General features: G+C 68.3%; 12 protein-coding genes. 8 read left to right on the forward strand and 4 right to left on the reverse strand.

Going from position 1 to position 12054, the window contains the following annotated elements:
- Positions 1-280: 280 nt before the first annotated feature.
- From EZ242_RS15610 to EZ242_RS15635, 6 genes are read left to right on the forward strand one after another with little or no spacing between them, the layout of a single operon-like run.
- Positions 281-1600 (forward strand): NAD(P)/FAD-dependent oxidoreductase, encoded by a 1320-nt coding sequence (locus EZ242_RS15610; protein WP_135286109.1) that lies wholly within the window; start codon positions 281-283, stop codon positions 1598-1600.
- The gene (locus EZ242_RS15615) at positions 1597-2349 is read left to right on the forward strand and encodes a DUF1365 domain-containing protein (RefSeq protein WP_135286110.1); all 753 of its coding nucleotides are present in this window, start codon (positions 1597-1599) and stop codon (positions 2347-2349) included. The genes EZ242_RS15610 and EZ242_RS15615 overlap by 4 nt, the downstream gene beginning before the upstream one ends.
- Positions 2346-3572, forward strand: a complete 1227-nt coding sequence (locus EZ242_RS15620; protein ID WP_135286111.1) for an SAM-dependent methyltransferase — start codon at positions 2346-2348, stop codon at positions 3570-3572. The genes EZ242_RS15615 and EZ242_RS15620 overlap by 4 nt, the downstream gene beginning before the upstream one ends.
- The gene (locus EZ242_RS15625; protein WP_240787114.1) at positions 3569-4120 is read left to right on the forward strand and encodes a chalcone isomerase family protein; all 552 of its coding nucleotides are present in this window, start codon (positions 3569-3571) and stop codon (positions 4118-4120) included. The genes EZ242_RS15620 and EZ242_RS15625 overlap by 4 nt, the downstream gene beginning before the upstream one ends.
- Positions 4117-5394, forward strand: a complete 1278-nt coding sequence (locus tag EZ242_RS15630; protein WP_135286113.1) for an MFS transporter — start codon at positions 4117-4119, stop codon at positions 5392-5394. The genes EZ242_RS15625 and EZ242_RS15630 overlap by 4 nt, the downstream gene beginning before the upstream one ends.
- Positions 5391-6215: an SDR family NAD(P)-dependent oxidoreductase gene (locus EZ242_RS15635; protein WP_205960668.1), complete on the forward strand. Its 825-nt coding sequence runs from the start codon at positions 5391-5393 to the stop codon at positions 6213-6215. Before EZ242_RS15630 ends, EZ242_RS15635 begins: the two co-directional genes overlap by 4 nt.
- A gap of 117 nt (positions 6216-6332) precedes the next feature.
- Here EZ242_RS15635 and EZ242_RS15640 read toward each other — a convergent pair whose 3' ends face one another.
- Complete coding sequence (locus EZ242_RS15640) at positions 6333-6947, reverse strand: glutathione S-transferase family protein (protein WP_135286114.1); 615 nt, start codon at positions 6945-6947, stop codon at positions 6333-6335.
- Positions 6948-7039: 92 nt separating this feature from the next.
- Here EZ242_RS15640 and purB point away from each other — a divergent pair, with 92 nt between their 5' ends.
- Both purB and EZ242_RS15650 read left to right on the forward strand, forming a co-directional pair.
- Positions 7040-8419, forward strand: a complete 1380-nt coding sequence (gene purB, locus EZ242_RS15645) for an adenylosuccinate lyase (protein ID WP_135286115.1) — start codon at positions 7040-7042, stop codon at positions 8417-8419.
- 17 nt (positions 8420-8436) lie between these two features.
- Positions 8437-8997 (forward strand): YaeQ family protein, encoded by a 561-nt coding sequence (locus EZ242_RS15650; protein WP_135286116.1) that lies wholly within the window; start codon positions 8437-8439, stop codon positions 8995-8997.
- Positions 8998-9015: 18 nt separating this feature from the next.
- Here the strand turns inward: EZ242_RS15650 and EZ242_RS15655 are convergent, their stop codons facing one another.
- From EZ242_RS15655 to EZ242_RS15665, 3 genes are all read right to left on the reverse strand, one after another.
- Positions 9016-9459 (reverse strand): DUF3717 domain-containing protein, encoded by a 444-nt coding sequence (locus EZ242_RS15655; protein WP_135286117.1) that lies wholly within the window; start codon positions 9457-9459, stop codon positions 9016-9018.
- A gap of 75 nt (positions 9460-9534) precedes the next feature.
- Entirely contained in the window at positions 9535-10542 is a 1008-nt protein-coding gene (locus tag EZ242_RS15660; RefSeq protein WP_167784816.1) for a class I SAM-dependent methyltransferase, read from the reverse strand.
- Position 10543: 1 nt separating this feature from the next.
- Positions 10544-12025: an oligosaccharide flippase family protein gene (locus EZ242_RS15665; protein WP_135286119.1), complete on the reverse strand. Its 1482-nt coding sequence runs from the start codon at positions 12023-12025 to the stop codon at positions 10544-10546.
- Positions 12026-12054: the final 29 nt, after the last annotated feature.

A 12054-nucleotide genomic window follows, 5' to 3' on the forward strand; every position in this document is an offset into this window, starting at 1 on the left:
GTCATACTCCATACCAACCAGTTCACTCGACATCAGGCATGGTCACAAACTCTTACCTCGTCCGCGCCATCCCAGCGGGAACCCTGGCCCGACGGGGGGTGTCCATCGGCGCTGGGAGCAGGCACTGGGGGTTGACCGGTTCCTGCTGCGGAGCCTTCCGGCGCCTTCGGGCCCGGCTGAAATCCTGGGGCGATTCTTCTCCTCCTCCCTCCCTCCCTCTTTCGTTCCAGGGCGCTTCGCAGCATCTTTCTTTTCGCAGTCCCGGGCGCGGAGCGCGCCGATGAGGGTCGCCGTCGTCGGCTCGGGCATCGCCGGACTGGCGGCCGCGCAGGCCTTGAACGGCCATGCCGCCGTGACGCTGTTCGAAGCATCGGACTGGTTCGGCGGCCACGCCCACACGGTGGACGTGACCCTGCCCGGCCCCGACGGCCGGCCGCTGACGCAGGGCGTTGACACCGGCTTCCTCGTCTTCAACGAGCGCACCTACCCTGGGCTGATCGCGCTCTTCGATGCGCTGCAGGTGCCCAGCACGCGCACCGAGATGTCGTTCTCCGTGCAGGTGCGACACCCGGATGCGTCCCCGGCCCTGGAGTGGAGCGGCAGCAGCCTTGGCACCGTCTTCGCGCAGCGCCGCAACCTGCTGCGGCCGCAGTTCCTGCGCATGCTGTGGGACCTGCTGCGCTTCAACCGCATCACCACACGGATCGCCCAGGCGCACGCCGACATCGCCCTGGTGCAGCCCCTGGGCGATTTCCTCGCGGCCCATGGTTTCTCGCAGGCCTTCCGCGACTGGTACCTGCTGCCCATGCTGGGCTGCATCTGGAGTTGCCCGACCGAACAGATGCTGCGCTACCCGGTGGGCAGCCTGATCCGCTTCTGCCACAACCATGGGCTGATCCAGGTCAGCGGCCGGCCGCCCTGGCGCACGGTCACCGGTGGCTCGCGCCGCTATGTCGAGCGCATCGTCGCGCAACTGTCCGATGCGCGCCTGCGCACGCCCGTGCAGGCGGTGATCCGCAGCGGCGACGGCGTGCGGCTGCGCACCGAGGGCGGCTGGGAGCACTTCGACCAGGTCGTGCTGGCCACGCACAGCGACCAGGCCCTGGCCCTGCTCGCCGACGCCAGCCCGCAGGAGCGCGAGCTCCTGGGCGCCATCCGCTACCAGGACAATGAAGCCGTGCTGCATACCGATGCCGCGCTGCTGCCCGCGCGCCGCGCGACCTGGGCTGCCTGGAACTACGAACACGTTGCGGGCGCGCAGGCATCCCGCGTGTGCCTGCACTACCTCATCAACCTCCTGCAGCCCCTGCCCTGGGCACAGCCCGTCATCGTCTCGCTGAACCCGGTGCGGGCGCCCGATGCGGCGCGGGTGCTGGGCCGCTACGCGTACGCGCACCCCGTCTTCGACGGGCCCGCGCTGCAGGCCCAGGCCCGGCTGCAGCGTCTGCAGGGACAGGCGCGCACCTGGTTCGCCGGTGCGTGGATGGGCTATGGCTTCCACGAGGACGGGCTCAAGGCGGGCCTCTCGGCGGCGCGCCAGCTGCTCGCGCAGGCGGGCGCGTCCGTCGGTTCCACCGCCACGCTCGCGGCCGCGCCATGACTGCCGGCGCCCTGATCGGCTTCGGCGAGGTCCGGCACACGCGCCTGCGGCCGGCCCGGCACGCCTTCGCCTATCGCACCTTCTTCCTGATGCTGCCCATGCGCAGCCTGCACCCGAGCGGGACGCCGGCGTTGCCACGCAACCGGGCCGGCGCCCTGAGCTTCTGGGACCGCGACCACGGCGAAGGCGGCGAGGACGCGCTCGCCTGGCTCGATGGCCTGCTGCACGCCCAGGGCATCACCGACGCCACCGGCGAAGCCTGGCTGCACTGCTATCCGCGGGTGCTGGGCTACACCTTCAAGCCGGTGAGCTTCTGGTACTGCCACCGGGCCGACGGCGCGCTGCGCGCCATCGTGGTCGAGGTGAACAACACGTTTGGCGAACGCCACTGCTACGTGCTGGACGCGCCCGCCTTCGGCCGCGAGCTGCAGGCGCAGAAGGCCTTCCACGTCTCGCCTTTCTGCCGGGTCGAAGGCCGCTACCGCTTCCGCTTCCTGGTGACACCCGGGCGCGAGCGCACCGTGGCCCGCATCGAACACGACGACGACGCCGGCCCGCTGCTGTGCACCAGCGTGGCCGGCCGGCTGGAGCCGCTCACGAGGGCCGCGGTGCGGCGCGCCCTGTGGCGCCATCCGGCCATGACGCTGATGGTGATCGCGCGCATCCACTGGCAGGCCCTGCGCCTGTGGGCGCGCGGCGTTCCCTTCCACCGCAAACCTCCCCCACCCGACCGCTTCGTGACCCGATGAAGACAAGCTCGGCGACCTTCGCCCCCTCCATGTCCTGGCCGCACGGCGCGCCTGCGGCAGCACGCACCGTGCTGAAACTGCTTGCCCGCGTGGCGCACGGCACGCTCACGCTGCAGTTGCCCGACGGCGAGCGCCGCCGCTTCGGCAGCGGCGAGGCGCCGCACGCCACGCTCTCGCTTCGCAACTGGAATGCCTGCCGCGCCGCGCTGGCCTCGGGCGACATCGGCTTCGCCGAGGGCTTCGTGCAGGGCGAATGGACGACGCCGGACCTGCCCGCCTTGCTGCGCGTCCTGCTGATCAACCGCCGCGCGCTGGACGACGTGATCCACGGCCGCTGGAGCGGGCGCCTGTTCTACCGCCTGCGTCACCTGCTTCGGCGCAACACGCGCGCCAACAGCCGCCGCAACATCCACGCGCACTACGACCTGGGCAACGCCTTCTACGCGGCCTGGCTCGACGAGACCATGAACTACTCGTCGGCCTGGTTCCAGGGCGACCGCTTGCAATCACTCCCGCAGGCGCAGCATGCGAAGGTGCAGCGCGCCCTGCACATGGCCGGCGTGCGACCCGGCGACCGCGTGCTGGAGATCGGCTGCGGCTGGGGCGCGCTGGCCGAGGCCTGCGCGGTCGATCACGGCGCGCGCATCACCGGCGTGACCCTCTCCACGGAGCAACTAGCCTTCGCCCGGGCGCGCATGGACGCCGCCGGAGCCGGGCCACTCGCCGACCTTCGCCTGCAGGACTGGCGCGACATCGACGACGGGCCCTACGACGCGATCTGCTCCATCGAGATGGTCGAAGCCGTGGGCCGCGCGTACTGGCCCGCCTACTTCGCATCGGTCCGCAAGCTGCTCAAGCCGGGCGGGCGCGCCTGCATCCAGAGCATCGTCATCGACGACCGCCTGTGGGACCGCTACATCCGCTCCACCGACTTCATCCAGCAGTACATCTTCCCGGGCGGCTGCCTGCCCTGTCCGCGCGAGTTCCGCCGCGAAGCGCAGGCCGCGGGACTGCAGGTGGTGGACGAAATGGCTTTCGGCACCGACTACGCAGAGACGCTGCGCCGCTGGCGCGCCGCCTTTCTGGCGGCCCGGGCCCAGGTGCTGCAGCAAGGCTTCGACGAAGGGTTCATCCGGCTATGGGAGTTCTATCTCGCCTATTGCGAAGCCGCCTTCGGGCAGGGCGACATCGACGTGCTGCAGTTCACGCTGCAAAGACCTTGAACACCGCCGCCCTCGGGCTGTCGCTGGCCCTGGCCGTCCAGGCCGGCGCGTCCGCCAGCGAAGCCGCCGCCAGGCCGCCGGAGCTCGCACAAGCCTCGGGCGAGCTGCTTCGGGCCGGGGGCGGACGCCTCACCTGGTGGGGCTTCGCGGTCTATGACGCCGCCCTGTGGACGGCGCCGGCCTTTCGCGCAGCGCGCTTCGAGCAGCACGAGTTCATGCTCACGCTCACCTATCTGCGCGAGCTGCGCGCGCGGGACATCGCCAAGGTGTCGCTGGAGGAAATGCGGCGGCACGATACTTCCCTCGCACCCGAGACGGCGGCCCGCTGGCAGGAGCAGCTGGCCCGCCTCCTGCCGGACATTCGGCCCGGCGAGCGCCTTTCAGGCCTGCACCGGCCCGGCCGGGGTGTGCTCTTCCTACACAACGGCCAGGCGATCGGCGAGCTGGCCGACCCGGTCTTCGCGCGGCTGTTCTTCTCGATCTGGCTGGCCGCGGCCACCTCAGAGCCCACGCTGCGCGAGCAACTGCTGCGGGGTACCACGCCGTGAACACCGCGCCCGGGTTCACCCGCTCCGAAGGCTGGCGCTACGGCCTGCTCGGGCTGCCGCTCGCCTTCGTGGCGCTCCCGCTGTACGTGATCGTGCCCAACCACTATGCCCGCGAGTTCGGCGTGCCGCTGGCGGCGCTCGGCCTGGTCCTGCTCGGCACGCGGCTGCTGGACGCGGTGGTCGACCCCCTCGTCGGGCGCTGGGTGGACCGCCGCTTCGCGCGCTCACCCGGCGCCGTGCTGCGCTTCGCCGCCGCCGCCTGCCTGCTGCTCGCGCCGGCCTTCGCCCTGCTGCTGCTGCCGCCGGTGCGCGAGCCGCAGGCTGCCCTCACCTGGGCCGCCGCGCTGCTGACGGTCACCTACCTGGCCTTCAGCGCGGTCACCGTGGCCCACCAGTCCTGGGGCGCGATGCTCGGAGGCGACGAACACCAGCGAAGCCGCATCGTCGGCTGGCGCGAAGGCCTTGGCCTGGTGGGCGTGCTGCTGGCCTCGGTGGCCCCGACGCTCTGGGGCCTGCCGGCCACCGCCGTGCTCTTCGCCGTGCTGCTCGCCGCAGGCTGGCTGGCCTGGCGCCAGGGCGCCACGCCAGTGCCGCGGTCCGGGGCGCCACGCAAGGCCATCAGTCTGCCGCTGCGGCGCCCGGCCTTCCGCGGCCTGCTGGCCGTCTTCACACTCAACGGGGTGGCCAGCGCGATCCCGGCCACGCTGGTGCTGTTCTTCGTGCAGGACCGGCTGCAGGCGTCCAGCGCGCTGGAGCCGGCATTCCTGGCCACCTACTTCGCCTGCGCGGCGCTCGCCATGCCGGCGTGGCTCGCGCTCGTGCCGCGCTGGGGCCTCGCGCGCACCTGGCTGGCCGGCATGGGTCTGGCGGTGGCCGCATTCAGCGGCACGCTGGCGCTCGGGCCGGGTGACAGCGCGCTGTTCCTCGTCGTGTGCGCGCTCTCGGGCGCCGCGCTCGGCACCGACCTGGCGCTACCCGGGGCCGTGCTGGCGGGCACCATCGCCCAGGCCGGCGACCGCGGGCTGCACGAGGGCGCCTACTTCGGCTGGTGGAACTTCGCGGCCAAGGCGAGCCTCGCGCTGGCCGCCGGCCTGGCGCTTCCGCTGCTCGAACTGGCGGGTTACAGCCCCGGCACGCGCGAACCCCAGGCGCTGGCAGCCTTGTCCATGGCCTATGCCCTGCTGCCCTGCGCGCTCAAGCTGCTCGCGGGCCTGGGCCTGTACCTCCTGCTGCTGCGGCCCGCGGCCGCCGCAGCGACGCGGGGCGCGCCATGAGCACCGGAACCCTCGTCGCCAAGGCGCCCACGCCACGCCGTTGGCTGTTCTCGCCCATGAACCCGCCGCAGCGGGACTGGGCCGGGCGCAACGTGTGGATCGTCGGCGCGTCCAGCGGCATCGGCTGGTCGCTGGCCGAGGCGCTGCATGCACGCGGCGCGCGCGTGTTCGTCTCGGCGCGTCGGCGCGAGCCCCTGCAGGCCTTCGTGGACGCGCACCCGGGCAGCGTCGCCCTGCCCGTCGATGCCGAGGATGGCGCCGCCATCCTGGCCGCCGCGGCCCAGGTCGCCCCCGAGGGCTTGCTGGACTGCGTGGTTTATTGCGCCGGCTACTACCGTGCGGTACGCGCGACGCGCTATGACCTCTCGGAAATGCAGCGGCACGAACGCGTGAACTACTCCGGCGCGCTGCACGTGCTCGACGCCGTGCTGCCGCGGCTGCTGGCTCAGGGCGGCGGTCACCTGAGCATCGTCAGCAGCGTGGCGGGTTTTCGGGGATTGCCCCTCAGCCTGGGCTACGGCCCGACCAAGGCGGCCCTGATCAACCTGGCCGAAACGCTGTACCTGGACCTGCGGTCGCAGGGCATCGGCGTGAGCCTCATCAACCCAGGCTTCGTCGACACGCCGCTGACCGCGCAGAACGCGTTCGAGATGCCCGCGCTGATGCAGCCGGCGCAGGCGGCGCAGGCCATCCTGCGCGGATGGCACAACGGCAGCTTCGAAATCCACTTCCCGCGCCGCTTCACCTGGTGGATGAAGACGCTGCGCCTGCTGCCCTTCCGGCTGTACCAGGCCAGCATCAAGCGCGTGACGGGGATGTAGCCACTCCCTCCCCCTCTGGGGGAGGGTTGGGGTGGGGGCCGCGCGCGCCGGCAGCGCCACTTCTCGCGCGGCCCCCATCCCTGCCTTCCCCCAATGGGGGAAGGTGTCTCGATCCGCTCAGGCGGGCTGGCTGTCCTGGAAGCTCGGACGCTGCGACAGCTTGTCGTACAGCTTCGCCAGGTTGGGATGGTCGGCGCGCCACGCGATCTCGGGGAAGCGGAAGTCCAGATAACCGAGTGCGCAGCCCACGGCCACGTCAGCCAGCGTGAGGTGGATGCCGGCGCAGAAGGGCTTGTCGGCCAGCCCCTGGCTCATGGCCTTGAGGCTGGTGTCCGTCTTGCGCAGTTGCCGCTCGATCCAGGCCTGGCTGCGCTCGCCGTCCTTGCGGCCGCCCCAGTGCCTCTCCAGGCGGGCCAGCACCAGGGCGTCGAGCACGCCGTCGGCCAGCGCCTCCCAGGTCTTGACCTCCGCACGCTCGCGCCCCACCGCGGGAATGAGCTTGCCCACCGGCGAGAGCGTGTCCAGGTATTCGACGATCACGCGCGAGTCGAACAGCGCCTCGCCGCCTTCCATCACCAGACAGGGCACCTTGCCGAGCGGGTTGGAGTGGGCGATGGCGGTGTCGTCGGCCCAGACGTCTTCCAGCACAAGTTGGTAGTCCAGCTTTTTCTCGGCCATCACGATGCGCACCTTGCGCACGTAGGGGCTGGAAGTCGCTCCGATGAGTTTCATGGAAGACGGGGGCTCGGTTGAGATCGGTAGGCGATTCTAGTGCCGCACCTGAGCGGCTCTCGCCTCGAGGACCCCCACCTACAATCGGCCGGATGACGCTTTCCACCATCGCCGCCCTGTCGCCGTTGGACGGCCGCTACGCGGCCCGGCTGGCGCCGCTGCGGCCCATCATGAGCGAGCAGGGCTATATGCACCGCCGGGTGCAGGTCGAAGTCTGCTGGTTCATCGCCCTGTCGGACGCCGGCTTCGCCGAGTTCAAGCCGCTGTCCCCCGGTGCCCGCACCTACCTCCTGGGCCTGGCGAAGAATTTCTCCGAAGCCGACGCGATCGCCATCAAGGAGATCGAGAAGACCACCAACCACGACGTCAAGGCCGTGGAGTACTGGATCAAGTCGCGCTTCGAGGCCCGTCCGGAGCTGCGCGCGGCGGCCGAATTCGTGCACTTCGGCTGCACCAGCGAAGACATCAACAACACCAGCCACGCCCTGCAGCTGAAGGCCGCGCGCGAGCAGGTGATCCTGCCGGCGCTGGACGCGCTCATCACCCGACTGCGCGCCATGGCCCACCAGTGGGCCGAGGTGCCCATGCTCAGTCGCACCCACGGCCAGACCGCCAGCCCCACCACCGTGGGCAAGGAAATCGCCAACGTGGTGGTGCGCCTGTCGCAGGCGCGCGAACGCATCGCCGCCGTCAAGCTCATGGCCAAGATGAACGGGGCAGTGGGCAACTACAACGCGCACCTGGCGGCCTGGCCCGACTTCGACTGGGAAGCCTTCAGCCGCAAGGTGGTCGAGTCCCCCGAGCCGCTGGGCCTGGGCTTGACCTTCCAGCCGTACAGCATCCAGATCGAGCCGCACGACTACATGGCCGAACTCTTCGACGCCGTGGCGCGCGCCAACACCGTCCTGGTGGACTGGTCGCGCGACGTTTGGGGCTACGTCAGCGTCGGCTACTTCAAGCAGAAGCTACGCGAAGGGGAGATCGGCTCCTCGACCATGCCGCACAAGGTCAACCCCATCGACTTCGAGAACGCCGAAGGCAACCTGGGCTTGTCCAACGCGCTGCTGCGGCACCTCTCCGAGAAGCTTCCCGTCTCGCGCTGGCAGCGTGACCTGACCGACTCCACCGTCCTGCGCAACATGGGCGTCGCGCTGGGCTACGCGGCCCTGGCCTACCACTCGCTGGGCATCGGCCTGGCCAAGCTGGAGCTCAACAGCGAGGCGCTGGCGCAGGACCTGGACCAGGCCTGGGAAGTGCTGGCCGAACCGATCCAGACCGTCATGCGCCGCTTCGGCGTGGCAGGCGCCTACGAGAAGCTCAAGGAAGCCACGCGCGGCCGAAGCGTACGGCCCGAGGACCTGCACGCGCTGGTGCGATCGCTGGACATCCCGCAAGCCGAGAAGGACCGCCTGCTCGCCCTCACCCCGGCCGGCTACACCGGCATGGCCGCCGCGCTCGCGCGCCGGGCCTGAAGAAGGCCGCGCACGCAGTGGCTCTCAAGTCCACCATCTACAAGGCCAACGTCCAGCTGGCCGACATCGACCACGGCTACTACGCCGACCACGCTCTCACGCTGGCAAGGCACCCGAGCGAGACCGACGAACGCATGATGGTCCGCCTGGCGGCCCTGGCGCTCAACGCACACGAGCTGCAGACCATGTGCGGCGGCGACGGGCGCCTGGCCTTCGGCGCGGGCCTCTCGGACCCGGACGACCCGGACGTTTATCTGCGCGACTTCACCGAGCGCACGCGGCTGTGGGTCGAGGTGGGGCAGCCCGAAGACAAGCCCATCGCCAAGGCCTGCAGCAAGGCGGACCGGGTGCGCCTGTATGCCTTCTCGCATGCGGCGGACATCTGGTGGCGCGGCATCGAGGGCAAGCTCTCGCGGCTGTCGAACCTGGAGGTGTTCCGCATCAGTGCGGCGAGCAGCCAGGAACTGGCGAAGCTGGCCGCGCGCAGCATGCAGCTGCAGGCGACGGTGCAGGAGGGGGGGCTCCTCATCGGGGATGGGGAGCGGAGCGTGGAGGTGGAGATGGGGCGGTGGAAGTAGGACGCCCCTGCCCGCGCCTCAGGACGACGCGGGCGGCTCCGGCTCGTTGACAGCCAGGTCTTTTCCGGCCCGTTCGCGATAGCGGTTGAAACGCCAGGCGTCCCCCTGCAGGGTGATCCGCCGCCAGGTCTGGCGCTTTTCCGCCGGGCTCATCTCCGGCCAGCGCTGCACCTCCTCGAAGCTGCGGCCGCAGCCCTTGCACTGCTCGTCCCCCTGGCTTGTGGAGCAGATGGCGATGCAGGGCGTGTCGGGGGTGCTGTCGTACCAGGCCTTCCAAGCGGCGTAGGCGGCGGGCGGAAAGCCCTTCTCGGCGGCCTCCTCCTCGCGGTAGAAGACCATCAGCGCATACACCTCCGCCAGCGCGCGCAGCTCGGGGGCGAGGGTGACGCCATCAGGCGAGGGCTTCTTCTCGCGCCAGTAGTTGATGGCGGCCTCGATGTCGGTGATGTGGATGGCGGCCATTAGGTCAGGGTTGAAAATCGCGGCCCGCATGATAGTTAGAGAGACGAGCCGCTTCCGATAAGACGCAGTTGGAATTCAGCAGCGAGCACAAAGCGTGATGAACTCGCGCTTTTCCGGGTCCTGTGAGCCGAAATACCTGAGCTTCTTTATCTCTCCTTTGTCGATTTTCAAATCTAGCTGTCGCGCAAGCTTCATGCTCGCCTCAAGCACGACCCATCCGTCCGGGTGCCAGGGTGCGTCCTCCACCGCCTGAAACCCGACCGCTTCGCAAAGCAATCGCAAGCGCTCACGCGTGAACAATTGCAGGTGGCGCGGCGGCTCGAGCCCACGCCACGCCGGCCCGAACAGCTGATGGCCATACGCGTCGATATTCGGGGTTTCTATCCAGCATGCACCGCCAGGCACTAGAAGCGATCTGACCGCGCTGAGAATAGCCCTTGGATCTGCCACATGCTCGATCACGTGAGAGAGTGTGATCTGCTCAAAGCGAACACCTGATTGCAGGAGGTCTTCCACTTTTCCTAGGAAAACCTCAACACCTCTTGATTTCGCCTGCGCTGCCGCCCTGGCATCAAGTTCTGTTCCCATGACGTTCCAGCCGGCCAGCTGCGCATGCGCCAGGAACATGCCATCCCCGCAACCTACGTCTAGCAGTCTGCGCCCGCCCCAAGGCATGGGGATGTGCCGCATGAAAGCATCGAGGGCATTGGTCTGTGCGGGAAACAAGCGCAGGAGCGCATATCCGGGACTGTGCCTTGTGCGTACACCGTACTTCGCACCGACATACTGGCGGCGGATCAAGGCCTTGGCTCGCACCATCAAGGAGGCGATTCCAGCCGCCTCGTCTTGGCGCTGGTGCGTGTAGTAGTCCCGGTAGGCTAAGTAGAGAAAGTCGCTGCGTGGGCGCGGGTCGAGGTAGGCAACGCCACATTCACACCGGTGCAAAGTCCATAACCCGGGCGTGCCAAAAAGGCGATCCAGAAGCTGTTCATGAAGCAACTCCCGCGAATTGCTGTAGCACACGGGGCAGCGGCCAAGAACTTCAATCCCTCCCGCGGGCCAATCAAGTGGTCCAGCGTGCATGTCAGACGCGCCAGATAGCTCGCAAGGAGCGCATGAGCGCACCTTGTGAGCGGAAATTCGCAAACACCCCAAAGCACACGAGTAACGGGATTGCAAGCACCAACACATCTAACCATTGCGCACTGCCGAACGCACTGACCGTGATTAGCAGTGAATACATAGCTACGCCCCAGAACAGCGTTCGGCTTCGTTGACGCTGCACAGCATCTTCGTTCGATCCAGCCATCCTGCAGAAGACGCCCGCATCGATCGAAGCGCGTAGAGCCCACGCAAGCGCCACACCGACGATCCCAAGGATATCCAGAAGCAGTAAGAGCGCCGGAATGTAGAGACACACCTCGACGAGGTGCACCTTCGCAATGAGATCGGTTCGGCCCGTCGACTGTACTTGTGCAAAGTGAACTTGTGCCAAGCAGTTCAGTAGCGTCGCGGCCAGGAGGATTCGGAGGACCTTCACGCTATCTTCGGCCAGCTCCCCACCACCTATGATCTTAATCACTGCCGGCGCTCCGAAACTCAAGGACCCCGCCGCAAGTGCACACGCAGTTGCGATCCAGAAAGCCGTCTGCATAGGCAGCGCCGAGGGTGGCATCCGAGTATCGCGGTTCGCGAAGAGTCGGACGAACGCAGGGAAAAGAACGGGCATAACTGCTGCTGGCAGGAGCGTCAAACGGGTTGCGATCTCGTAGGGAGTCACGTACCGGGCGACGTCCTCTGCGGATCGAACTAGGCCGAGGTAAAAGCGATCCATGTACATCATGATCGGCCCGACAAGGTTCGAGACCGTCAGCCATGCTCCGAACCGCAGCAATGGGCGAAGTGTGAGAACCGCGTCGACCGCACCTGAGAGGCGAATGGGCGCGAGGCGATGGCACTCGCGGAACAGAAGGGCTGCCCATATGGCACGCACGGCGACGAGGACCGCACACGATAGCGACAGCGACGGCATCCACAAGCTTGCCGCGGCAGGCCCAGCGTAGCTGAGCACGCCCATGAGCGACCTGATCCAGTTGAGCTCCCAGAACCGCTGCTCGGCGGCAAGCACACCGGAATACAACGCGCCTAGCAAGACGGGGGCCGCTGCCAACCCTAGCACGCGTAGCGCGAGCGTTACATCGGCCAATAGGTCGGCATCTCCCACGAGTGATGCCAGCCGCGGCGCAAAGTACAACATAGCTGCGCCGACGAAAAGACCGATCACAAGCACGACTGTGGTGGCGCTGCCGATGACCCCGCCCGACTCGTCGGCTGATGAGTTTCGGCGAGACAACCAGTAGGTGATCGCAGTTCCGATCCCCAGATCAAGCACGGAGAGATAGAGGACACCCGCCATCATCATCATCAAGAGCCCAAAGCGGGTCAGCCCAAGCGCTTGAATGAGAATCGGAAGCGCGCACATGGCCGCCGCGAGCGGCAGGAGGAGTCCGGCCGCGCTATACAGGAGGTCTCGCTGGCGGGGCCCCTGGTTGACGTGATGCGTCAAACTGCGTCTCGATGGTTTGGTTGGTGACA

The organism is Ramlibacter rhizophilus (assembly GCF_004681965.1).
GTDB lineage: Bacteria > Pseudomonadota > Gammaproteobacteria > Burkholderiales > Burkholderiaceae_C > Ramlibacter > Ramlibacter rhizophilus.